At 29.5% G+C, this 23186-nt stretch carries 23 protein-coding genes; 14 read left to right on the forward strand and 9 right to left on the reverse strand.

Annotated features, from left to right (window positions below; genetic code table 11):
* Positions 1-177: 177 nt before the first annotated feature.
* From FIA58_RS20400 to FIA58_RS20435, 8 genes are all read right to left on the reverse strand, one after another.
* A complete protein-coding gene (locus FIA58_RS20400; RefSeq protein WP_140964552.1) occupies positions 178-903 on the reverse strand; it encodes a tetratricopeptide repeat protein in 726 nt (241 codons plus the stop codon).
* A 23-nt stretch (positions 904-926) separates the two neighbouring features.
* A complete protein-coding gene (locus tag FIA58_RS20405) occupies positions 927-1505 on the reverse strand; it encodes a hypothetical protein (RefSeq protein WP_140964553.1) in 579 nt (192 codons plus the stop codon).
* On the reverse strand, positions 1505-2440 hold the full coding sequence (locus FIA58_RS20410) for a polymorphic toxin type 23 domain-containing protein (RefSeq protein WP_140964554.1): 936 nt from the start codon (positions 2438-2440) through the stop codon (positions 1505-1507). Before FIA58_RS20410 ends, FIA58_RS20405 begins: the two co-directional genes overlap by 1 nt.
* A 6-nt stretch (positions 2441-2446) precedes the next feature.
* On the reverse strand, positions 2447-2842 hold the full coding sequence (gene tssD, locus FIA58_RS20415; RefSeq protein ID WP_140964555.1) for a type VI secretion system tube protein TssD: 396 nt from the start codon (positions 2840-2842) through the stop codon (positions 2447-2449).
* A 113-nt stretch (positions 2843-2955) separates the two neighbouring features.
* Positions 2956-3342 carry a type VI secretion system tube protein TssD gene (gene tssD / locus FIA58_RS20420; protein WP_140964556.1) on the reverse strand — a complete coding sequence of 129 codons (387 nt, stop codon included), beginning with the start codon at positions 3340-3342 and terminating at the stop codon, positions 2956-2958.
* A 149-nt stretch (positions 3343-3491) separates the two neighbouring features.
* Positions 3492-4856: a DUF5458 family protein gene (locus FIA58_RS20425; protein WP_140964557.1), complete on the reverse strand. Its 1365-nt coding sequence runs from the start codon at positions 4854-4856 to the stop codon at positions 3492-3494.
* Positions 4857-4869: 13 nt separating this feature from the next.
* Positions 4870-5334, reverse strand: coding sequence for a type VI secretion system contractile sheath small subunit (locus FIA58_RS20430; protein WP_140964558.1), 465 nt, complete (start codon positions 5332-5334; stop codon positions 4870-4872).
* 24 nt (positions 5335-5358) lie between these two features.
* On the reverse strand, positions 5359-6339 hold the full coding sequence (locus FIA58_RS20435; RefSeq protein ID WP_140964559.1) for a PKD domain-containing protein: 981 nt from the start codon (positions 6337-6339) through the stop codon (positions 5359-5361).
* 196 nt (positions 6340-6535) lie between these two features.
* Here FIA58_RS20435 and FIA58_RS20440 point away from each other — a divergent pair, with 196 nt between their 5' ends.
* From FIA58_RS20440 to porT, 13 genes are all read left to right on the forward strand, one after another.
* Positions 6536-7282 carry an electron transfer flavoprotein subunit beta/FixA family protein gene (locus FIA58_RS20440; RefSeq protein WP_140964560.1) on the forward strand — a complete coding sequence of 249 codons (747 nt, stop codon included), beginning with the start codon at positions 6536-6538 and terminating at the stop codon, positions 7280-7282.
* A gap of 33 nt (positions 7283-7315) precedes the next feature.
* Entirely contained in the window at positions 7316-8284 is a 969-nt protein-coding gene (locus FIA58_RS20445; protein WP_140964561.1) for an electron transfer flavoprotein subunit alpha/FixB family protein, read from the forward strand.
* 256 nt (positions 8285-8540) lie between these two features.
* Complete coding sequence (locus FIA58_RS20450; protein ID WP_140964562.1) at positions 8541-9170, forward strand: bifunctional nuclease family protein; 630 nt, start codon at positions 8541-8543, stop codon at positions 9168-9170.
* 13 nt (positions 9171-9183) lie between these two features.
* The gene (locus FIA58_RS20455; RefSeq protein WP_140964563.1) at positions 9184-10887 is read left to right on the forward strand and encodes a NupC/NupG family nucleoside CNT transporter; all 1704 of its coding nucleotides are present in this window, start codon (positions 9184-9186) and stop codon (positions 10885-10887) included.
* A 13-nt stretch (positions 10888-10900) separates the two neighbouring features.
* Complete coding sequence (locus tag FIA58_RS20460; RefSeq protein ID WP_140964564.1) at positions 10901-11248, forward strand: hypothetical protein; 348 nt, start codon at positions 10901-10903, stop codon at positions 11246-11248.
* Positions 11249-11290: 42 nt separating this feature from the next.
* Entirely contained in the window at positions 11291-12115 is an 825-nt protein-coding gene (locus tag FIA58_RS20465) for a thymidylate synthase (RefSeq protein WP_140964565.1), read from the forward strand.
* Between the two features lie 8 nt (positions 12116-12123).
* Positions 12124-12918 carry an energy transducer TonB gene (locus FIA58_RS20470; protein ID WP_140964566.1) on the forward strand — a complete coding sequence of 265 codons (795 nt, stop codon included), beginning with the start codon at positions 12124-12126 and terminating at the stop codon, positions 12916-12918.
* An 86-nt stretch (positions 12919-13004) separates the two neighbouring features.
* Positions 13005-15455: a zinc-dependent metalloprotease gene (locus tag FIA58_RS20475; RefSeq protein ID WP_140964567.1), complete on the forward strand. Its 2451-nt coding sequence runs from the start codon at positions 13005-13007 to the stop codon at positions 15453-15455.
* A 267-nt stretch (positions 15456-15722) separates the two neighbouring features.
* On the forward strand, positions 15723-16418 hold the full coding sequence (locus tag FIA58_RS20480; protein ID WP_140964568.1) for a DUF547 domain-containing protein: 696 nt from the start codon (positions 15723-15725) through the stop codon (positions 16416-16418).
* Positions 16419-16507: 89 nt separating this feature from the next.
* Positions 16508-17875, forward strand: coding sequence for an aldehyde dehydrogenase family protein (locus FIA58_RS20485; protein WP_140964569.1), 1368 nt, complete (start codon positions 16508-16510; stop codon positions 17873-17875).
* A gap of 13 nt (positions 17876-17888) precedes the next feature.
* Positions 17889-18374, forward strand: a complete 486-nt coding sequence (locus tag FIA58_RS20490) for a dihydrofolate reductase (RefSeq protein WP_140964570.1) — start codon at positions 17889-17891, stop codon at positions 18372-18374.
* A gap of 40 nt (positions 18375-18414) precedes the next feature.
* Positions 18415-19146 carry a bifunctional demethylmenaquinone methyltransferase/2-methoxy-6-polyprenyl-1,4-benzoquinol methylase UbiE gene (gene ubiE / locus FIA58_RS20495; RefSeq protein ID WP_140964571.1) on the forward strand — a complete coding sequence of 244 codons (732 nt, stop codon included), beginning with the start codon at positions 18415-18417 and terminating at the stop codon, positions 19144-19146.
* A gap of 1 nt (position 19147) precedes the next feature.
* Positions 19148-19843 carry a type IX secretion/gliding motility protein PorT/SprT gene (gene porT, locus FIA58_RS20500; protein ID WP_140964572.1) on the forward strand — a complete coding sequence of 232 codons (696 nt, stop codon included), beginning with the start codon at positions 19148-19150 and terminating at the stop codon, positions 19841-19843.
* A 4-nt stretch (positions 19844-19847) separates the two neighbouring features.
* On the opposite strand, the gene FIA58_RS20505 is transcribed toward porT, so the two are convergent.
* A complete protein-coding gene (locus FIA58_RS20505) occupies positions 19848-20570 on the reverse strand; it encodes a TrmH family RNA methyltransferase (protein ID WP_140964573.1) in 723 nt (240 codons plus the stop codon).
* 35 nt (positions 20571-20605) lie between these two features.
* On the opposite strand from FIA58_RS20505, the gene tamL reads away from it, so the two are divergent.
* On the forward strand, positions 20606-23161 hold the full coding sequence (tamL, locus tag FIA58_RS20510) for a translocation and assembly module lipoprotein TamL (RefSeq protein WP_208022840.1): 2556 nt from the start codon (positions 20606-20608) through the stop codon (positions 23159-23161).
* The last annotated feature ends 25 nt before the right edge of the window (positions 23162-23186 follow it).

Raw genomic sequence — 23186 nt, forward strand, 5'->3', positions numbered from 1 at the left:
GCCTTATCTATTGCTTGACCTATAAACTCTTTTGGCAAGGGTTGCAACAGTGAAAAAGTATGATGTGTATGTACTTTCTGCTGAATAACTAACTTGGAAAATCTTGTAAGTTTTTCGGATCCAATTTCTATATTAATTTTTGTGCTTATTGCCATGACTTAATTCTTAATTATGAATTTAATTTAACTCATTAGAAATCCTATTTAGTTTCTCTTTTGCAGGATGATAATCTGACTGAATTCGCAAAGCTTTTTTATAATCCAAAATAGCTTTTTTTATATCATTCATTTCTACATACAGATCACCTCTATTAGTATATATTTGAGCACTTTCTGGCTTACAATCAACTGCTTTATTAAACATCAAAAGAGCTTCTTTATTCTTTTTCAAATACAACAACAAAGAGGCCTTTAAATTATAAGCAATACTCCAATTATTTTCAATTGCTATTAATTGATCAACAATTTCTACAGCTTCTTCAAATCTATCCTCTTCCGATAAAACTCCAGCTTTATTAATGTAAAACCATTTATTTCTAGGATTTAATCTTATTGCATCATCATAGGACTCAATTGCCAACTCCATATTATTAAGTTTATAATACATTTTAGATTTAAAGTTTTTTATATCTGCATTTTTAGGTAAAATGATCTCTAATTCTTTTGTTAATGCTAATGCATTAGCATAATTTTTTTGTTTAATTGATTGAGCTATTTTAGCATTAATAACTTTAGCTTCTGAAGGGAAATTTTCAATTCTAGATTTTAGAGCATTATTTTCAACTAATAATTCTTGCTTATATGCATCATCTAAATCATTTGATTTTTGTGACTGACAAATTGATTTTTGAAAACTAATAAAAAGAAAAAACACTGAAATTATATTTGAAAAAACAATTTTCATCTTAAAAGAAGTTAATTGAACATCTACCAATTAGGCAAAACTGAATCTAAATCTTCTACTGGTACAAACAAATATGTTTCTTTATAAGTTTGTAAAAAGTACTTATCTTCAAACTTTCCATCCCCTTGTAAAGAATTTGGCTTTACAATTATTAATTTATCATTTTCGACATAACCATAACTATAATTAAATCTTCTTAATGCTGAGTTAACATTTTCTATGATGATTTTATTACCCCTTAGTAGATAATATCCCTGAAATAATGTACCAATATTTTTATTTTTTTTACTTCTATTGTAGTTATCAATAATTATTTTTCTATAGTTAGGTACAGAATCAGTATTAGACATCATTATCATATTTGATTGTCCTGTTTTATGAAATATATAAAAGGATTTCATCTGTTTTTCTTTATTGCTATTATCAGCAACACTTGACCAAGTACTTTCTAATACATATATTCCATTAGTCTTTAATAATGACTCTTTGCTAAGCTCGAAATTCTCATTGTAAAAAGAATAATCATTTTTAATATAAAATTTTTGGCTACAAGAATCAAATGCAAATACAAATATTATATATGCAATTAGATTCTTTTTCATTAGAACTGATTTATATTTGGACTATATTGAAACTCCCAATAGTTTGGTCGTTCTGAAGGTATAAGATGAAAGTTTATAATTCTATGAATTACGTCTTGACTATACATATTACTTTTACCCAAACTATTTAATCCATAAGTTCCTTCTGGTGTTTTTAATCTAAAAGAAGTTCTCCCTTGATTTAAGTCGAATGAGTGAGCTTGAGGAGACCAAACTGCACCATCTCTGTTCAAATTCAAAAATGTTTGATCCACTTGAGACGCTGTAGTTGGAGTGTAATTTGTGATCCTGTTCTTTAACCTATCTAACTTAGAATTATTCTGATTATTACTTAGAAATTTTTCAAGGTTCTTATCAGCATTATATCTATCTAAGTTGCTTTCAGAATCAGTATCTGCTGTAAAAACATCACTAGCAATTACAAATTGGTAATCACTATTTTTTGCTCCAAAAGTTAAGTTTCCACCACCAGTCCACCAACGATCGTAACCATCACTGATTCCTATTTTTTTAAAACCTCCAAAATCATTGTAAGTTTGAAAACTAAAATCACTAGCCCTTAATTGAACGAAACCAACATGTTGATTTCTATCATTATTATTTAGAATAAAATTGGTTCCTATGGTTGCTGAATACTTATATTTATCTTCTAAACCAGTACCACTATTAAGATGAAGTGGATAGATATCCATAGGGTTTCCATTTCCACCACCAGCAGTAAGTTTAGCTGTTAAAACTGCATCAACATTGAATCCAGAACTATTAGAAAGCGAACCAATACCTCCATTATAAAAATTAACTGCAAGATTCGCTCCTGGATTTAAACTACCAAAACGTTGACTTATTCCAACACCAGCAGTTCCACTCATATAGTTTTTTGGACCTCCAAAATGATAACTTAACCCAATAAAAAAATTAGTCTCTAATTCATCCATTATTCCTTAGAATTTAAGTGGCCAATTTCTAGTAAATTTAGAACCATTCATTACCACTTCTTTTGCTGAAATAACAATTTCCACACTCATAGCAGTACTACTTTGCGCTAAAAAAACTTCGTCATAACCAATACAATATCCGTCATTGAATTGAAGTTCTCTCATTTTTGAAATAGCATCTCTTCTAAAGAAAGTTACTTTACCATTTTTAGTTTGATTATTACTAATCATCCAATCAAACAACATGGTGCTTTTTGTAGACTCTACGACTACTCTAAATCTTCCACCAGTAGGATCCGCAGATGGCTTTCCGCTTTTATCGATCTCTTGACCAATAGAAAACTGAAACTCCAACACATTCATTTCCTCACCATCAATTTCTAGTTTTGCTAAAAAAGACATATCTATAAAGTTTTGGTTATTAAAAATATAAAATACAAATAAAGAAAAAGAGAATGTACTCCAATCTCTTTTTCTTTAGAAATCTTAAATAAAATAAGTTTAAAATCTAAGGTTTAAACCCATGAATTTTTATGCTCAGCACCACCAATAGCAATTTCTTCTGCAGAAAGAGTAAAGGTTTCCACCAATGGATTTGTACCAGTAGCATCAAATTCTTCTTTGTATCTTATTAAATAAGCCTCGCTGAAGTTTAATTCTTTTAATTTAGCATCAGTATCTCTCTTCACGAAAGTTACTTTACCATCTTTTCTTTCGAAGTTGTCCATAGCTAATTCCGCCAAATTAGTATCTCCTGTAGATTCAACTGTAAAATTTAATGTTCCTCCTCTTGTTACCGAAGAAGGTCTTCCAGTTGCATCAATCTCTTGAAATAATTCATAAGAGAACTTTAAAATATTGTACTCTTTACCGCCTAATGTTACTTTTGATTTAAATGACATAATGTAATATTTAAAAATTAAAAAAAATGTTTGTTATTTGTTGTTATTTGTTTTTGTTTGGTCAACTGTCAATAAATCTACTCGATATAAATATAATACAAATATATTTAAAATTAAAAAAAATAATGCACTTTATTGTTAAATTTTAATTATGATTCCGCATATTCGGTATCCCAATCATTTCCATCATCCCCTTTTTGCCCATCCATTTTAATCAAAAAGTTTTTAGCTGGAAAATATGGTTTTAAACGAATGTCAACAAAAATTCTATCTTTCTGATTTGCATCTTGCTCGAATCTTTTTATATCAAAATCTTCAATCAATTTATCTGGACCAGAAACACTATCTAAAAATTTAACTATTTGGTTTAAAATCTCTTTTTTAGTTTTTGCATTAAAGTTTTCAAAAGCTCTTCTGTTTAAAAAATCCATCAAAACCTTAGTTATATAGTCAAAAACACGGACTACTGAATATGTTTGTAGACCTAAATTATCACCATTAAAAAGAGTTTTACCAGAAAAAGCCATTACTTTACCATATTCATTAACCATAGGAATAAGTCCTAAACTTTCTAAGTTAGCAATTTCACTTTTCTTTAAGTCAAACTTAACTCCATCAACTTCATTAATACCTCCATATTTTTTACCCGCAGTAATTTGCGACATTAAGGTATTGTAAACCTTACCTGCTAGAGCCATTGATGGTGGCACAAACAAATCATCCTCTTCATCAATTTCATCATGTCTACCTCTACCTACTAACCAATTACAAGCCATCATCACATTAGATCTATAAGCATCACCACCTGTAAGGTTTGCAGATTCAAACATTTCCATAACATCATCTGGTTCATCTAAATGTTGAAAATCTGTAATTAGCATTACTTTATTGTCAAAAGCAATTTTTGCCCATTTTTCTATTACTTTATTCGAACCTAAATAACCAGGAATAACTAGTAAAGAATAATTTTGTCTTAAATCCAAACGATCATATCCATTCACAATTTCCTCTTGAATCGTATCAATAAATCTAGTATTATCTAAATCCTTTAATTGATCAAGTTCAGCATTTACAATCGAAATATTTTTTAACTTACTTTCTTCTGTATTTTTATAAAAAAGAGCAATACTTCTATAATTTTCTTCTAACTCTTTAGTTTCATCTATAGCAATTTTAAGATTACTTTTCAATGTCTTTTCAGCTTCTTCTGCTTTATTTCCACATTCATTTACTAAATCAACCAAATTATCAGCTGACTTTAAAGATTCCGCCCAAATCTTTAAAACTTTTTTTAAGTTATCTCTTTCCGCTTTTTTACTAGACTCCGTTAAAAAAATGTTTTTCCTTGCTTTTCTACTTGGATTTAAATTTTGAACACCTTCAATAGACCCTTCTAACAAATCAAAACCCCCAAATTGAATAAATGATTCTAAAGTTTGATCTAATGACCGTGATACTTCCTTATGTTGTTTGTCTGCACTTGAAGCAGCACTACTACTTTCATTGTTTGCCATAGTTGTTCTTGTTTTATTTATCTGACGCTTCGATTTCAGAAATTAAAGTTTCTAAACTTTCTATAATTGATTTTTTAGCTTCTGGATCTTGTAATGCTAATTTTAAAACTTTATTTGTCTTTAATTGTTTTATTAATTTTTGATATTGCTCATTTTTAGTTCTCAAATCTGACAAATAAGAACTTTGCTCAACAATACCATTTATAGAAAAATCACCAACGTTTTTAAATTGAAGTTCTTCTCTGCTTATTTGCCCATTTTCATCTTCAAAAGCCATTTTTACTTTTGGGTTAAAATGTTCAAATACTTCATCCATATTTTTCAAACCTGAAACAATTTCAGGTTTCACCGGTGTATTTGGCGTTAATTTTTGAGCTATCAAAGTCCTGTTTTGTGGAATTTCAAGAATACCTTCTTGACCTTCAACTCTAACTTCATTACCTCCAATTCCATAACTGCCTGAGAATCTTTCTGCCATAATATTAATTTTAGTCTATAGATTTTAAAAAAATGTTTTATACTTGAAGTTAACATAAATGGTTTCAATACATTTATCTTTCTCTTTATAGATTTTAACTTCTCTTACTTTTATTCCTTTGTTTTTTATTGATTTATAAAATTGTTCCAATGTCATATATCTACTATCTGAATTAACTCTAACTTTAGGAGCATTATCTAAACAAAACTGATTCTTAAAGTTAATCAAAGAAATCTTATTATCTGAAATAGAATATAATAATTCCTCTAATTCATTCTCATTTACCGCTTTAATGACAGTCGGAGCGATTTTCTCCTCACTAAATACTTTTGGAACGGTATCCACGCTAATAATCTTATTCTTAACTGGTTTTCTCGTATTTGTTTTAACTGGCCTTGCTACAACAACAATATCTCTAAGCGCCCTATTCTTTTTATCACCATTAATAACTAAAGAAATTGTTTTCACGCCTAAACTAGTAAACTTATATTTTGGATTCTTCGACTTACTATCCACTTTACTAGACTCACCAAATTTCCACTCCCACGTTTCTGCCCCCTCTGTTTTATCTAAAAACTGAACAACATCACCTTGAATTACTCTTACTGGAGAATCAAAATCTACAATAAGCTGCTCTTTTATCTCCTCAACTGGTTTTGGAATTACTTTTAAAGTCTTTTCAACCTCACAAGTTCCATTAACTAACAACTTAACCTTGTAATTTCCAGGCTTAGAAAAAAAATGCACTACTTTTGATTTATAAGAAATATCTGTACCATCTCCAAAATACCATCTCCACGAATATGCCTTTTCAGAACCTTCTGAAAACGTTATCAAATCATCAACCATATAAAAAGCTGAATCAGTTTCAAAATCAAAAACAGAACAATCCACTTCTTTAGATTTTTTAAAAGCCAGTAAACTGCAAGACAGAATAAAGACCAATATAAAAGTTATAACAACTTTATTATCAAAATGAGTTTTTATTTGATTGTTTGCATTCATTATTTTGTAGACAACTTAAAAGATTCTTAACTATCCTCCAAATATATAAAAAAAAAATACAGAGCTTAAACAATAAACTCTAGTATTTTCCATATTAAACTGAAAAAATTAAAAAATGTTTAAAAATATTATGCACGCATAGTATTTTTAAACATTTTTTTGTAATTTCGTAGCATTAAATCTCAAAAATTAAACAATGAAAATATTAGTTTGCATCAGCCATGTGCCTGACACTACATCAAAAATCAACTTCACTAATAATGATACTGAATTTGACACAAATGGAGTTCAGTTTGTTATCAACCCTAATGACGAATTCGGTTTAACTAGAGCCGTTTGGTTTAAAGAAAAGCAAGGTGCCACAGTTACTGTTGTTAACGTAGGTGGAGCTGACGCAGAAGCAACTTTAAGAAAAGCGTTAGCTATTGGTGCTGATGAGGCAATTAGAATTAATGCTAATCCAAAAGATGGGATGTTTGTTGCAAAACAACTTACGGAGGTTGTAAAACAAGGTGGTTACGATTTGATAATCGCAGGAAAAGAATCACTAGACTACAATGGTGGAATGGTACCTGGAATGATGGCAGGACTTTTAGACTACAATTTTATTAATTCATGCACAGGTTTAGAAATAGAGGGAACTACTGCAAAAGCAATTAGAGAAATAGATGGTGGAAAAGAAACACTTTCTACAAACTTACCTTTAATTATTGGTGGACAAAAAGGCTTAGTAGAAGAAAAAGACCTACGTATTCCAAACATGAGAGGAATTATGATGGCCCGTTCTAAAGCTCTAACCGTTAACGAACCAACAGGAGACAACAACGCTACTCAAGCAGTTAAATTTGAAAAACCTGCTCCTAAATCAGCTGTTAAATTGGTAAGTCCTGATAACCTAGATGAATTAGTAAACTTACTTCATAATGAAGCAAAAGTAATCTAACAAACTACTGTTTAATACATAAAAAATAAAATCATGTCTATATTAATATATGCTGAATCAGCAGAAGGAAAATTTAAAAAAGTAGCTCTTGAACTTGCTTCATACGCAAAAAAAGTAGCAGACACAATGGGAACAACAGTAACTGCATTAACAGTTAACAATTCTAATGTTTCTGAACTTGCTAAGTATGGTGTTTCTAAAGTTTTAAAAGTAGATAACGAAAAACTAAAAACTTTCAACGCAAAAGCATATGCAGATGTCATAAGACAAGCAGCTGATAAAGAAAGCACTAAATTAGTTGTTTTATCATCAACTACTGACAGTTTGTACTTAGCTCCATTAGTTTCTGTAGGACTTAATGCTGGTTATGCATCTAACGTAGTAGCTTTACCAGAAAGCACAAATCCATTTCAAGTAAAAAGAACTGCTTTCTCAAACAAAGCTTTCAATGTTACAGAAATAAATACTGATGTAAAAGTTATTGGAATTGCCAAAAATTCATTTGGATTATTCGAATCAGAAGCTTCTCTAGCTGAAGAAAATTTTACTCCAACATTAAATGATGGCGATTTTGGAATAAAAGTAGAAAACATAGAAAAAGTTACTGGAAAAGTTACAATTGCAGACGCTGAAATAGTGGTTTCCGCAGGTCGTGGACTAAAAGGTCCAGAAAACTGGGGAATGATTGAAGAACTAGCTTCAGTTTTAGGAGCAGCTACTGCTTGCTCAAAACCAGTATCAGATATTGGATGGAGACCTCATAGCGAACACGTAGGACAAACAGGAAAACCAGTTGCAGCAAACTTATATATTGCTGTTGGAATATCCGGAGCAATTCAACACATTGCTGGTATTAACTCTTCAAAAGTAAAAGTAGTTATCAACACAGACGCTGATGCACCTTTCTTTAAAGTAGCTGATTATGGTGTTGTTGGTGATGCATTTGAAGTTGTACCACAATTAATCGAAAAATTAAAAGCATTTAAAGCAAACAACGCTTAATTTTTAATTGTTCAAAAATATATTATATTAAAATTAGAGTTATCTTTGTTTAGATAGCTCTTTTTTTTATTTTTGGAGCGAATGACTTGGTGTATATTTGCCAACCATTTTCCTGCTGTTCGCTTTATTTTTTGTTCTGTTTGTAAACAAAACAAAAAGATACCGCTTCCATCAGGGCTAGTTAGAAGAATAGTTTATTTTTAATAATCTTTAAAGTATTGAACAAATAACATCAATACTTATTACGAATTACATAATGAGTTTAGTAAAATTAACAATAAAGGGCATTTCCTATAGCCAAACACAAAACGGAGCCTATGCTCTTATTTTAAATGAAGTTGACGGAGAACGAAAATTGCCAATAGTTATTGGAGCTTTTGAGGCTCAATCCATAGCAATAGCATTAGAAAAAGAAATCAAACCACCGCGTCCTTTAACTCATGATTTATTCAAAAACTTTGCTGATCGATTTGATATCATTGTAAAGCAAGTTATCATTCATAAGTTAGTTGATGGCGTTTTCTTCTCTAGTATTATTTGCGAAAGAGACAAAATAGAAGAAATTATAGACGCTAGAACATCTGATGCTATAGCACTTGCTCTTCGATTTAGCGCTCCAATTTTTACTTATAAAAACATTCTTGACAAAGCTGGTATTTATCTAAAAATCAATCCTACCAAAGAGGATGAAAACAGTGAAGAATCAGATGATGTTCTTTCCACACCAGAAACATTTGGCAGTAATAAACCTGAAGAAATTCAAAAAGAAGACTATACAGCTTACACACTACAAGAGCTGTATGACAAATTAGAAGAAGCTGTTCAAAACGAAGACTATGAAAAAGCTGCAAAAATAAGAGATGAAATCTCTAAAAAAGAATCTTAAACAAACTACAAGAATGATAAAAAATATATTTTTATGCTTTTCACTTATATTTACTTTTTTAAATATAAATGCCCAAGAAATTGAAAAAAAATGGCAACTTGACACCTCAAAAAATGATTTTCTTGAATTAAAAGAGGGTACTTACAACTTAAAATTATCAAAAGATAGTCTATATCAAAAAGGAGATTATTTAGTACAAGATAAATTCTTATTCTTATTTGAAAATGGCTCAGACTCTCCAACAAAACGTTTTGTTATAGAAACTAAAACTGATTCAACTCTTACTCTAAAAAAAGGCGATAAAGCTTACTCCTTTTTTTCATCAAATAAAGTAGAAAAAACTACGCCCAATACTTCCTTAATAAAAAGCACAGGGCTTTCAGCCATAGGAATAGGAAGAGGTATCCTTGGAATGGCAGCATTATTAGCTATCGCTTTTTTATTTAGTGCAAACAGAAAAGCAATAAACTGGAAAACTGTTGCTATTGGACTAGTAGCCCAACTAATATTAGCTATAGGAATACTAAAAGTTCCATTTGTTCAATCCTTTTTTGACTTTGTTGGAAAATTATTTACAAAAGTACTAGAATTCACAAGAGCTGGTAGTATTTTTCTATTAGGTGATATGATGGACATAAAAAGCTATGGCTTTATTTTCTTATTTCAAGTACTACCAACAATCATTTTCTTTTCAGCATTAACTTCATTATTATTTTACTTAGGTATAATTCAAAAAATTGTTAAGCTAATGGCTATTGGGCTGTCCAAATTATTAAAAATATCAGGAGCTGAAAGTTTATCGGTAGCTGGAAATATCTTTTTAGGACAAACAGAAGCTCCTTTATTGATAAAAGCTTATTTAGAAAAAATGAATAAAAGTGAAATTCTACTCGTAATGGTTGGAGGAATGGCAACTGTTGCTGGTGGAGTTTTAGCAGCATATATAGGATTTTTAGGTGGTGGAGATAAAATTCTTGAAGCACAATTCGCTAGACATCTTTTAGCTGCTTCTGTTATGGCTGCTCCTGGAGCCATTATAATATCAAAAATACTCTATCCTCAAATAGAAAATATAGATTCTAATGTTGAAGTAACTAAAGAGAAAATTGGTTCTAATATTTTAGATGCTATTGCTACTGGAACTTCAGAAGGTTTAAAACTAGCTGCTAACGTAGCTGCTATGCTATTAGTTTTCATTGCATTAATAGCTATGCTCAATGGAATTTTAGGAGGAATTGCTAGTTTTAATGGATTTACAATTGAAAGTTTAAATGTAAATTGGCATTTTACATCTCTTAATGAAATAATTGCATCAAAAACTCAATATAAAGAAGGATTATCTCTACAATTTATATTGGGATATCTTTTTGCCCCTTTAATGTGGTTAATAGGTGTTGCACAAGAGGACATGATGCTTATGGGGCAACTCTTAGGCATAAAACTTGTGGCATCAGAATTTGTTGGCTACATCCAATTAGCAGAGTTAAAAGACATGTCAAGTAACATTCATTTTACTTATGAAAAATCGGTAATTATGGCGACTTATATGTTATGTGGTTTTGCGAATTTTGCTTCTATCGGTATTCAAATTGGCGGAATTGGATCATTAGCACCAAATCAAAGAAAAACGTTATCGGAATTTGGTTTAAAAGCTGTAATTGGTGGTAGTATTGCATCCTTATTATCAGCTACTATTGCAGGAATGATAATTGGTTAGAAAAATAGAAAAAATGGGCTTAATTTATCATTATTTCAAATGTAACTTCTGCAACGAAGAAAATAGAATTAAAATCACTGAAGACGATAGAGGTGCTTTACAAATGAAAAAAGGTAATGAAATTCCTTATACGTGTTCAAAATGCCATAAAAAAGACAAAATACACATTAACAAAATAAGAGCAACACCTTATATGAATGTTTTTATTTTTGTTTCGTTAATTTGTATTTTAGCTTCTATTATTATGATTTTATTTTTTGGATTGCTTGCTGCTTTTTCTTTTGGTATACCAATGTTATTTTTTTTATACCAACAAGGTCAAGCAAAAAATTTCAATTCCTATAAAATAAAAACAAAATAAACAGTCTAAAGATTCTAAAAACTTCTAAATTCCAACTTTAAAATGCAACAATATCACGACTTAGTAAAACATGTATTAACAAACGGAAACCAAAAAGGTGACCGAACAGGAACAGGAACTATTAGTGTATTTGGCTATCAAATGCGTTTTGATTTGACTAAAGGTTTCCCAATGGTTACAACCAAAAAACTACACCTTAAATCTATTATTTATGAATTACTTTGGTTTTTAAAAGGAGATACCAATATTAGTTATCTAAAAGAAAACGGAGTTAAAATTTGGGACGAATGGGCCGATGAAAATGGAGATTTAGGACCTGTTTATGGACATCAGTGGAGAAATTGGAATAGTGAAGAAATCGATCAAATAACTGAATTAATCGAAACCTTAAAAACGAATCCAAATAGCAGAAGAATGTTAGTTTCTGCATGGAATCCAAGTGTTTTACCAAATACATCTTTTTCCTTTTCAGAAAATGTTGCTAACGGAAAAGCGGCTTTACCGCCTTGTCATGCTTTCTTTCAATTCTATGTAGCAGATGGAAAATTAAGCTGTCAATTGTACCAAAGAAGTGCAGACATCTTTTTAGGAGTTCCATTCAACATTGCTTCATATGCTCTTTTTACAATGATGGTAGCACAAGTTTGCGATCTACAAGTAGGTGATTTCATTCATACTTTTGGCGATGCGCATATTTACAACAACCACATCGAGCAATTGGAATTACAATTATCTCGAGAATGTCGTCCATTACCGACTATGAAATTAAATCCTCAAATTAAGAATATTTTCGACTTTACCTTTGAAGATTTTACTTTAGAAGGTTATGATCCTCACCCTCATATTAAAGGAGCTGTTGCTATTTAAATAAAAACATGAAGAACATTTTATTTATATTCTTATTTGTTTCTATTTTTGGATTTTCTCAAGAAGAAGATTATTCTAAGATATTTTCAAATTTTGATAGTATTAAAAAAAAAGAGATTAACTTTTATCTAAATGAAATAATTGATCTTTCACAATATGAATTTATAAAAGACAACAATTCTGAAAACAACAATACATCTCAAAATATCCTCTTCACCCTAAAATTAGATTCAATTGGGAGATTTAAAATAATATATATAGATAAAAAAAGTGAAAAATTAGTTCCATTTTTTGAATCAATATTTAAAAAAATCCCATCAATTGAAATTAAAAAAATCAACAACACAGAAAGCACTTACATTTCAGCGGATTTCAAACTTTATGTTAGCTTAGAAACCCCTAAATTCAACAAAATAAAAGAACGATTGTTTTCAAACGAAAATGACTCAATAAAAAATATTACATCTCTAGATATTTACCCAACATTTGGAGCTTTTAAGAAAAATACTGATAAAGAGAAATCAATAAAACATTTCAACAAAAAAATCTCTAAACATATAAAAGAAAATTTCAAATATCCTGATTATGCCATTAAAAAAGGATTAACTGGAAAAACTTTTGTGTTTTTTTTAATAGAAAAAAATGGAGCAGTAGAAAGAATATTATCAAGTAATTCTCATCCTATTTTTCAACATGAAGGTATTAGAATTATTAAAAAACTACCAAAACTAAATCCAGGTTTCATTAATGAAAAACCCGTAAGAGTAATTTATGGACTTCCATTAACTTTTAAACTTAAATAAACCACCGTTATTATTTTCTTAAAAAAAGACAACTGTTTTTTCATTTCTTTAAATTGTATTATTTTAGCTAAAACAACTACAATCAAATGAAAAAAATTACACTACTACTTCTAGTTATATTATCTTTTAATACTTCTTATTCCCAATTTTGGAAAAAGAAAAAAAATAAGAAAACAGAAGTCATTGCTTCTATAGAAAATAAAAAAGAAGAAAAAATAAAAGACTACAATACCGTTATAACTAAAGAAGCCAAAACTACTTCTGGTTTATTTAAAGTTCACAAAGTAACTGATAAATATTACTTTGAAATTCCAAACAACTTACTAAACAGAGAGATGCTTTTAGTAAGTAAATTTACCAAAGTTCCAGAAGGCTTAGGTGGTGGATATGTGAATGCTGGAAGTGAAATGAATAGTCAAATGATTATTTGGGATCGATTTGAAGACAAACTTTTAATTAAAGTAAAATCAGCAAATAGTATTGCAAACGATAGCCTACCAATTAATATTTCTGTAAAAGCCAATAATAATGACGTCACTTTATACGCATTTGACATAAATGCTTTTTCAAAAGATTCTACAGCAATAGTCATTGATGTTACCAAATTCTTTTCAACCGACGTAAAAGCAATAAGCGGATTATCTCCTAGAATAAGAGATACCTATAAAGTTAAAAATCTTGACGAAAACAGGAGTTTCATCAATTATATAAAAGCTTTTCCATTAAATATAGAAGTCTTGCAGGATTTCACTTACAATGCTTCAAAACCTTCCATTTTAGAAAACACAGAAACAATTAGTGTCCAAATGAGTCAGTCTCTCATTTTGCTTCCTGAAAACCCAATGAGACCAAGAATATTTGATTCTCGTATAGGCTGGTTTACATTAAACAAATATGATTATAGCAGTAGCGAATTAAAGTCAGATAAAAAGACCTACATAAGAAGATGGAGATTAGAACCAAAAGACCCAGAAGCTTATGCAAAAGGAGAGTTGGTTGAACCAATTAAACCGATTATTTATTATCTAGATCCTGCAACTCCTGAAAAATTAAGACCATACATTAAAAAAGGTGTAGAAGAATGGCAAAAAGCTTTTGAAGTAGCTGGTTTTAAAAATGCTATTATTGCAAAAGATCCGCCTACAAAAGAAGAAGATCCAGATTTTAGTCCAGAAGACATTCGCTATTCAGTGATTCGTTATGTAGCTAGTACTACAAGAAATGCCATTGGACCGAGCATTTCTGACCCAAGAACAGGAGAAATAATAGAAAGTGACATCATCTGGTATCACAATCACCTTCGCTCTTATAGAAATAGATATTTATTAGAAACAGGAGCAGCAAATCCATCTGCAAGAACCTTACACACTAGTGATGAAGAAATGGGAGAAATGATGCAAATGGTTATTGCTCATGAAGTAGGACATGCATTAGGGTTTCCTCATAATATGAGTGCAAGTTGTGCTTATAATGTAGAAGATTATAGAAAACCTGGTTTCACAAAACTAAATGGAATTTCTGCTAGTATTATGGATTACGCTAGATTCAATTACATTGCACAGCCAGGAGACTCAAATGTTCGTTTTATAAGACAAATGGGACCGTATGATTCTTATGCTGTTAATTGGGGTTATAGGATTATTCCAAACACAAGCACTCCAGAGCAAGAAGTTCCTACATTAGATCAATGGATATTAGAAAAAGTTGGTGATCCAAAATATGAGTTTGGCAAACAATCTAGTAGTTTTAACCCTTATTCACAAACAGAAGATATAAGTAACAATGCCATAAAAGCAAGTAATTATGGTATTACAAATTTAAAAATTGTTGCCAAAAATCTTCCAGATTGGACCAGCAAAGAAACCAATAATTACGAAGACTTAGAAGAACTATATGGTGAACTTTTGAGTGTTTGGAGTAGATATATAGGACATGTAGTTACTTATGTAGGAGGTGTAAATGAGATTGAAAAAAAACCAAATCAAGAAGGAAATATTTATACAGTAATTCCTAAAGACAAACAAAAAGAAGCCACAAAATGGCTCATTGAAAATGCCTTTTCAGAACAAAGATGGTTGGTCGATAGTAGTATTTTGAACAAATTCACACCAGATGGATATTCACAAAAATTACTAAATTACCAAAGAAGACACTTAAACAACTTAATAAGTGTAGAGAGAATGGGTAGATTGTTAGATGCCGAATTCATAAATCCAGCTAATTACACTACACTTGAACTATTATCAGATGTTAGAAATGGTATTTGGAAGATAAATACCACAACAAAAGGAAATTCCATATCAGAAAGAAATATTCAAAAAGCACATTTAGACAGATTAATTTCAATTTACAATGATGACATGACAAGTTATAGTTTTAATGTATCATTATCTGATATCAAATCATTAGTATATGGTGAGTTACTTCAACTCAAAATCGATTTATCTAACATTAAAAAAAGAACTCCACATAAAGAAACCAAATATCATATTTTAGAATGCATTAACAACATTGAAAGAACAATTGATAACAACTAAACCATCTTTCTGAAAATCAATCTTTTGAAAATAGAATATAGTATTAAAAAAATAAAAAATAACTGAAACTAAAATAAAAAATAGTTTTGGCTTACTTTTTGTAATATTTAAAATGTTAAGATTGCGATAATACTTACTATAATGATTTACAGTAATTTAATTTTTATCAAATAGTGAAATTTAACTTATTTATACTGAAATTCTAAAATAGATTTATTATTTTTGCAATCGTTTTTTTAAATTATATAAAATTATTAAAAAAATCTTATGAAGAAAATTTTACTATTATTACTAGTGGTCACCCTGAATGGATTTAGTCAAGTTATTGATTTTTCAGAATACGATGGTTTCCTAAAAAAACATGTATCGAGTAAAGGTGTTGTTGATTATGACAAAGTGTTAAAAGACATGAGAGAAATAAACAATATTGCTCAAAACTTTTCTAAAATCTCTCCAAACAAAAGTTGGTCAGAAACAGAAGTAAAAACCTACTGGATAAACGTTTATAATGCAAATATTATAAAATTACTTGTTGAAAACTATCCTATTAAAAGTATCAACTACATAAGAGAACCTTTCAAAATGAAATTTATTGACTTTGATGGTGAAAAAATCTCTTTAGATCATATTGAACACGAAATTTTACGCCCGATGAATGACCCAAGAGTTCATTTTGCATTATATTCTACAGCTATTTCATCACCTCAATTAAAAAATACAGCTTACGCTGCTAATAGTATTGATTATGACTTAGATGTTGCTACTAGCAACTACATAAACGATACAACTAAAAACACAATAGGAACAGCTACTTGTCAATTATCAAAAATATTTGAATGGTACTTTGCAGATTTTATTGGACCTGTAAATATGGTAGGTTTTATTAATAAATATTCTGCCATAAAAATTAACGACAACACAAAGTTAGAATTCAAAGAATACGATTGGAATTTATACAAATAAATAGAAAATATTAATTACCTTAATGCCTGTTTGAAAATCAATTCAAACAGGCATTTTCTTTTAATTAAAAATCTGGAAAAAATATTTTCATGGAACAGACAATAAGAAATCAAAGAGTATTCTTCAATAATAACAATACTAAATCTTTATCTTTTAGAGTTTTGGCATTAAAAAAGCTTAAACGATTATTACAAGAAAACGAAGAAATATTAAATAATGCCATATACAAAGATTTTAAAAAATCTTCTTTCGATAATTACACAAATGAATTGAGTTTACTTTACAAAGACATTGATGAAGCTACAAAACATTTAAAAAAATGGGCTTCTATAAAAAAAGTAACTACAAATTTGGTAAATTTCCCTAGTAAAAGCTATATCATTCCTGAACCTTTAGGGGTAACTTTAATAATAGGAGCTTGGAATTATCCTTACCAATTATCTTTTGCTCCGGCAATAGCAGCAATAGCAGCTGGAAACACTATACTTTTAAAACCTAGCGAATTACCCATAAACACAAGTAATAGTATTGCTAAACTTATAAATGAGAACTTTGATCCAAGCTTTTTTAAAGTAATTGAAGGAGGAATACCAGAAACAACTACCCTATTAAATCAAAAATTTGATAAAATATTTTTTACAGGCAGTGTTCCAGTAGGTAAAATAGTATATCAAGCTGCTGCAAAAAATCTCACTCCAGTAACTTTAGAATTAGGTGGAAAAAGCCCTACTATAGTTACTGAAAATTGTGATTTAAAAACAACTGTAAGAAGACTTATGTGGTCCAAATATTTAAATGCAGGTCAAACTTGTATTGCTCCAGATTACGTCTACGTTCACGAAACTATCAAAGAAAATTTTTTAAAAGAATGTAAAAAAGAAATTAAAGCTTCCAATTATAATTTTGAAAACGGAAATTATGTTCAAATAATTGATGAGAAAAACCACACTAGGCTAGTCAATTTAATTGATAAAGAAAAAATATATTTTGGCGGAAAACACAACATTACTAATCGCTACATTGAACCTACCATCTTAAAAAACGTAAAAGATGAAGATGAAATTATGAAAGATGAAATTTTTGGCCCAATTTTGCCTGTTTTATCATATACTAATTTGTCCGAAATAATAATAAAAATCAAAGAAAGACCAAAACCCTTATCTTGTTACATTTTCACCAATGACAATAAAACAAGAAAAAAAATCTTAAATGAGATCTCATTTGGAAGTGGAGCAATTAATGAAGCTATTATGCAAATTAGCAATAGTAATTTACCATTTGGAGGTGTTGGACAAAGTGGAATAGGTTCCTATCATGGAGAAAGTGGCTTTAAAACCTTTTCTCATTACAAAAGTATTTTAGAAAAACCAAATTGGCTAGAATTAAACCTAAAATATTTTCCACATTCAAAAATAAAATTGAAAATAATAAAATTTTTAATGAAATTAGAATTTTAAAAACAATAATAAAATGCTTACAATAATTGCTGCAGCATCAGAAAACAATGCACTAGGTAAAGACAATGATTTAGTTTGGCACTTACCAGATGATTTTAAACGATTTAAATTACTAACTTCTGGTCACTATATAATAATGGGACGAAAAACTTTTGAAAGTTTCCCTAAACCTTTACCAAACAGAACACATATCATAATCACTAGACAAAAAAATTATACCGTTCCAGAAAACTGCATAGTAGTTAGTGATTTAAATAAAGCCATATCAATCTGTCCTGAAAACGAAGAAAACTTCATTATTGGTGGAGGTCAAATCTACAAACAATCTATAGAAATTGCTGATAAAATAGAATTAACCAGAGTTCATACTTCAATTGATGCAGATACTTTTTTTCCTGAATTTGATACAAATAATTGGAAATTAACTGAAAAACAACATCATCCAAAAGATGAAAAACATATTTATGATTTTACATATCTCACTTACATTAGAAAATGAAAATTAAATTCGTATTTTTGCCTTCCATATAATTAAGACAATGCCAAAAAACATAACTCCATATAAAGATTCAGAACTAGGTAAGAAAGAACAAGTTGCACAGATGTTTGATGCAATTGCTGGAAATTATGACGGTTTAAATCGTGTTATCTCTTTCGGAATTGATGTCTCATGGAGAAAAAAAGTAGTACAGCTTGTTGCTGACAAAAACCCAAATACCATATTAGATATTGCAACTGGAACTGGAGACTTAGCTATATTAATGACAAACACTACTTCAAAAGAGATTGTTGGTCTAGATATTTCTGCTGGAATGCTAGAAATTGGAAAACAAAAAATTAAAGAAAAAAAACTAGACACCAAGATAGAAATGGTATTGGGTGACAGCGAAAGTATTCCTTATCCAGACAACTATTTTGATGCTATTACAGTTGCTTTTGGAGTTAGAAACTTCGAAAATCTAGAAAAAGGATTAGCAGAAATACTTAGAGTTTTAAAACCAAATGGTATTTTTGTTATACTAGAAACCTCTGTTCCTACTAAATTTCCTTTCAAACAAGGATATGCTTTTCATACTCGATTTATTTTACCAATTATTGGAAAAATATTTTCAAAAGACAAAGTAGCTTATAAATATTTATCAGATTCTGCTAATATTTTCCCTTTTGGGGAAGCTTTAAACAATATTTTGAGAAAAATTGGGTTTATAGATGTAAAGCATTTACCTCAAACATTTGGTGTTGCCACAATTTATCATGCATCTAAGAAATAGTATGAAAAGAACTTTTATTTTATTGCTACTAACCACTACAATGAGTTTTTCACAAGGTGGTTTATTCGGAAAAGACCCAATTATTAATCTCGAGAACTTTGATAAACAAAAAGTTCATTGGGGATACTTCTTAGGTTTTAACAGTCTTGATTTTAAATTTGATTATTTAGCTCCAACAGAAGATGTGATTTCTGAGAATACTATTGGATTTAACGTAGGACTAGTTGGGAATTTAAGAATAATAGACCATGTCGATTTACGTTTTGAACCTGGTTTATATATTACACAAAGAAACTTAACATTTCCTGGCATTGACAATCCTGTTGACGCCTTAAGAGAAGTTAAATCCACTTATATTTTCTTTCCTTTATTATTGAAATTCTCAGCTAAAAGAGCAGGTAACATAAGACCTTATTTAGTAGGTGGACTTTCAACAGCTTTAAATCTTGGAAGTAATTCTCAGGCTCCAGATGATAATTTCAACGACCGTTTTAGAATGAAAAAATGGTCTAATTTTTATGAGATTGGTTTTGGTATTGATTTGTATTTAGAATACTTTAAATTTTCACCATCTATTAGAGGTGTTTTCAGCATGAATGATGAATTAATTAGAGATAATACTCCAGATAGTCCTTGGACAGGAAATGTACAATCGATGAAAACTAGAGGGATTTTTATTAACTTCACATTTCATTAATTTACTACCTTCTAAACTCACTTAATATTATTGCTGTAGCAGTTGCCACATTTAAGCTCTCTGTTTGTTGTAATTTTCCAAATCTTGGTATAGCAATTCTTTGATTAATTAATTTTTCAATAGAATTCGAAATTCCATTAGCTTCATTACCCATTACAATAATTCCTTCTTTTAGAAGCATTTCTTTGTATATGTTATTTCCATCCATAAAAGTACCGTAAATAGGCAGTTTGGTCTCTAATAGCTTCGCTTTCAAATTTAAATAAACGACATTCACTCTACTTAACGAACCCATTGTTGCCTGCACTACTTTAGGATTATAAATATCCACTGTCTCTTCAGAACACAATAAAGTTTCAATACCAAACCAATCACAAAGCCTTATTATGGTACCTAAATTACCTGGATCTCTAACATCATCAAGAGCTACAATCAAACCATTCAAGTCAACTTTTTTCTCAATCGGAATTTTAAAAAGAGCTAAACAACTATTTGGTGTTGTTAAAGCACTAATTTTTTTCAACTCTGTATCTGTAATGGTATGAATTTTGCTTTTATCAATCGATAAAAATAAATCACTTGTTGTAAATAAACTTTGTAATTCATACTTAGCATCTAGGAACTCTTGTATTACTTTTTTACCTTCGGCAAAAAATAATTGATGTTGTTTCCTATATTTTTTTTGTTGCAAACTCGTTATAAGTTTAATTTGGTTTTTACTAACCATAAAAATTGTATTTTTGACTAACTATATTAATCGAATTGAAAAAAATCTTTCCAAAAATAGCATTTATATTTCTAACTGGTATCATCTTTTACTCTTGTTCAATTGTAAAAAAAGTTCCAGATAACAAACAACTTTTAACAAAAAACGCAGTTGTCACTAATGACACCGTTGTTAAAAACGAAAGAATCGAAAGCTTAATAAGTCAAAAACCTAATGGTAAACTACTAGGCTTCCCTTTACGTTTAGGATTATATAATATTGCAAAAGACAATCCAGATTCTTTATACTATGCTTGGCTAAACAGAAAACCAAATAGGAGAGAAAATCTAGCTAAAATCATATCCAACAAACAAGTAGACAGACTTAGCCAATCTTTCTTAGTATCTGGCTTGAGCCGTTTTTTAAAAAAAACTGGTGAAGCTCCTGTTGTTATAGATCCTATAAAAATAAATACTACTAAAAACAAACTTCAAGGTTACTATAACAATCAAGGTTATTTTGACACCAAAGTAACATCTAAAATTGACTCAGTAGGTTTAAAAAAAGCAAAAGTAACTTACCTTGTTTCTACTGGAGAAGCATCATTTATAGATAGTATTTCAAGAAGAATTGAAACTCCAGAATTAGATAGTTTATTTTTAAAAAACCAAAAAAGATCCTTAATTAAAATTGGAGATCAATTTAATGATGAAAAATTTGATGCAGAAAGAACCAGAATAACTAATTATTTCAGAAACAATGGAGTATATGACTTTCAAGTTAATCATGTAAGATATGATGTAATTACAAATGAAAAAAACAAGAACATTGATATTGTATATGACATTGAAAATCGAAAAATAAAAAGAGGAGACACTCTTGTTAAAACTCCTTTTAAAATATACAAAATAAGCCAAGTAAATATTTTTACCAATAGTGCTCTAAAAAAATTAAGATCTAAAATTAGCGACAGTGTATCTTACAACAACTACAACATTTACTCTATTGGTAAACTAAATTACAAACCAAAAGCAATAACAGATGCAATCTTTATTGAAAAAGGCAGATATTTCAGCGATAAAGACAAAACTTTAACCTCAAGATCTTTGAGTAATTTAAAAGTATTTAATTTTCCAAATATAGAATATGTAGTAGATACCACTTCTGGAAATGAAAACAACTTAATTGCTAACATCTACTTAATTCCACTAAAAAAGAAAAATTTAAATGCCTCAATAGACTTTAATCATTCTAACATTCAAGATTTTGGTATTACTGGAAACCTTTCTCTTACTTTTAGAAATCTATTTAGAAGAGCTGAAACCTTAGAAATTTCAACGAGAGGTAATATCGGTTCTTCAAGAGATTTACCAAACCCTAATGGAACTTTTTTCAATCTTTCAGAATATGGTGCAGACGTAAAATTAACTTTTCCAAGAATATTCTTACCATTTAAAACCACAGCCATTATAAAAAAAGACATGTTACCAACAACTCAAATGAGTTTTGGTTTGACCAATCAAAGAAATATCGGGTTAGACAAAGAAAATTTTACAAGTATTATTAACTACAACTGGTTACCAAAAGACGATACTACAATACGATTTGACTTACTGAATATTCAATTCGTAAGAAATTTAAATATTGACAATTATTTTAATGTATATAATTCTTCCTACAATCGTTTAAATGATTTAGCACAAGTTTACAACTCAAATACAGCATATTTAGATCCTACTACAGGAAACCTTACTAATACTGGTGCTGTTTTCTTCATAGAAGATGTAATAAATGGCAATATTCCAATAAACAATCAATCGAATGATTATAATTCAATAAGAAGTATTGGGGAAAGAAGAAAACGTCTAATAGAAAACAACCTTATTGTATCTTCTGCATTTACCTATAACAAAAACACAAAAAAAGGTTTTTTAGACAATACCTTCTATGCTATAAAAACAAAAATAGAGACTGCTGGTAATTTTGCAAGTCTAATAGCAAAACAAGTAAAAGAACCAGAAAGCGACAATGGAAATCAGACTATATTTGGCATTGAGTATGCGCAATATGTTAAAGGTGAAGTAGACTTAATAAAACATTGGGATTTAGGCAAGAAAAACATATTAGCCTTTAGAACATTTGGTGGAATAGCAATTCCATATGGTAACGCCAATTCTATTCCCTTCTCAAGAAGTTATTTCGCTGGTGGTTCAAATGACAATAGAGGTTGGCAAGCTTATAGCTTAGGACCTGGAAGTAGTGGTGGAATTAATGACTTTAATGAAGCTAATTTAAAAATTGCTGCAAGTGTAGAATACCGTTTTAATATTGTTGGAAAAATTAATGGTGGTTTATTTGCCGACGCTGGAAACATTTGGAACATTTTCGACAACGTTGAAGATGAGTCTTACACCTTTAATGGAATAAAATCACTTAAAGATATTGCTTTAGGAACTGGAATAGGGCTTAGATATGATTTTGATTTTTTTGTATTTAGAATTGATTTTGGGTATAAAACTTATAATCCAGCCAAAGAAGAAAGCGAAAGATGGTTTAGAGACATTAACTTTAGCAGAACTGTTTTAAATTTTGGAATTAATTACCCATTCTAATTTTTTAAATTATTATTTTTGTAAA

The sequence above is a fragment of the Flavobacterium jejuense genome, from assembly GCF_006491595.2.
Classification (GTDB): Bacteria; Bacteroidota; Bacteroidia; order Flavobacteriales; family Flavobacteriaceae; genus Flavobacterium; species Flavobacterium jejuense.

What these genes read in the sequence shown, in the direction of transcription:
- tssD (WP_140964556.1), bottom strand. Translation starts at nt 3,342, where the DNA reads ATGTCATTTAAATCAAAAGTAACATTAGGCGGTAAAGAGTACAATATT.
- FIA58_RS20505 (WP_140964573.1), bottom strand. Translation starts at nt 20,570, where the DNA reads ATGGTTAGTAAAAACCAAATTAAACTTATAACGAGTTTGCAACAAAAA.
- FIA58_RS20400 (WP_140964552.1), bottom strand. Translation starts at nt 903, where the DNA reads ATGAAAATTGTTTTTTCAAATATAATTTCAGTGTTTTTTCTTTTTATT.
- FIA58_RS20430 (WP_140964558.1), bottom strand. Translation starts at nt 5,334, where the DNA reads ATGGCAGAAAGATTCTCAGGCAGTTATGGAATTGGAGGTAATGAAGTT.
- FIA58_RS20435 (WP_140964559.1), bottom strand. Translation starts at nt 6,339, where the DNA reads ATGAATGCAAACAATCAAATAAAAACTCATTTTGATAATAAAGTTGTT.
- FIA58_RS20450 (WP_140964562.1), top strand. Translation starts at nt 8,541, where the DNA reads ATGAGTTTAGTAAAATTAACAATAAAGGGCATTTCCTATAGCCAAACA.
- FIA58_RS20405 (WP_140964553.1), bottom strand. Translation starts at nt 1,505, where the DNA reads ATGAAAAAGAATCTAATTGCATATATAATATTTGTATTTGCATTTGAT.
- FIA58_RS20455 (WP_140964563.1), top strand. Translation starts at nt 9,184, where the DNA reads ATGATAAAAAATATATTTTTATGCTTTTCACTTATATTTACTTTTTTA.
- FIA58_RS20425 (WP_140964557.1), bottom strand. Translation starts at nt 4,856, where the DNA reads ATGGCAAACAATGAAAGTAGTAGTGCTGCTTCAAGTGCAGACAAACAA.
- FIA58_RS20470 (WP_140964566.1), top strand. Translation starts at nt 12,124, where the DNA reads ATGAAGAACATTTTATTTATATTCTTATTTGTTTCTATTTTTGGATTT.
- FIA58_RS20410 (WP_140964554.1), bottom strand. Translation starts at nt 2,440, where the DNA reads ATGGATGAATTAGAGACTAATTTTTTTATTGGGTTAAGTTATCATTTT.
- FIA58_RS20475 (WP_140964567.1), top strand. Translation starts at nt 13,005, where the DNA reads ATGAAAAAAATTACACTACTACTTCTAGTTATATTATCTTTTAATACT.
- tssD (WP_140964555.1), bottom strand. Translation starts at nt 2,842, where the DNA reads ATGTCTTTTTTAGCAAAACTAGAAATTGATGGTGAGGAAATGAATGTG.
- FIA58_RS20440 (WP_140964560.1), top strand. Translation starts at nt 6,536, where the DNA reads ATGAAAATATTAGTTTGCATCAGCCATGTGCCTGACACTACATCAAAA.
- ubiE (WP_140964571.1), top strand. Translation starts at nt 18,415, where the DNA reads ATGCCAAAAAACATAACTCCATATAAAGATTCAGAACTAGGTAAGAAA.
- FIA58_RS20465 (WP_140964565.1), top strand. Translation starts at nt 11,291, where the DNA reads ATGCAACAATATCACGACTTAGTAAAACATGTATTAACAAACGGAAAC.
- FIA58_RS20490 (WP_140964570.1), top strand. Translation starts at nt 17,889, where the DNA reads ATGCTTACAATAATTGCTGCAGCATCAGAAAACAATGCACTAGGTAAA.
- FIA58_RS20445 (WP_140964561.1), top strand. Translation starts at nt 7,316, where the DNA reads ATGTCTATATTAATATATGCTGAATCAGCAGAAGGAAAATTTAAAAAA.
- FIA58_RS20485 (WP_140964569.1), top strand. Translation starts at nt 16,508, where the DNA reads ATGGAACAGACAATAAGAAATCAAAGAGTATTCTTCAATAATAACAAT.
- FIA58_RS20480 (WP_140964568.1), top strand. Translation starts at nt 15,723, where the DNA reads ATGAAGAAAATTTTACTATTATTACTAGTGGTCACCCTGAATGGATTT.
- porT (WP_140964572.1), top strand. Translation starts at nt 19,148, where the DNA reads ATGAAAAGAACTTTTATTTTATTGCTACTAACCACTACAATGAGTTTT.
- FIA58_RS20460 (WP_140964564.1), top strand. Translation starts at nt 10,901, where the DNA reads ATGGGCTTAATTTATCATTATTTCAAATGTAACTTCTGCAACGAAGAA.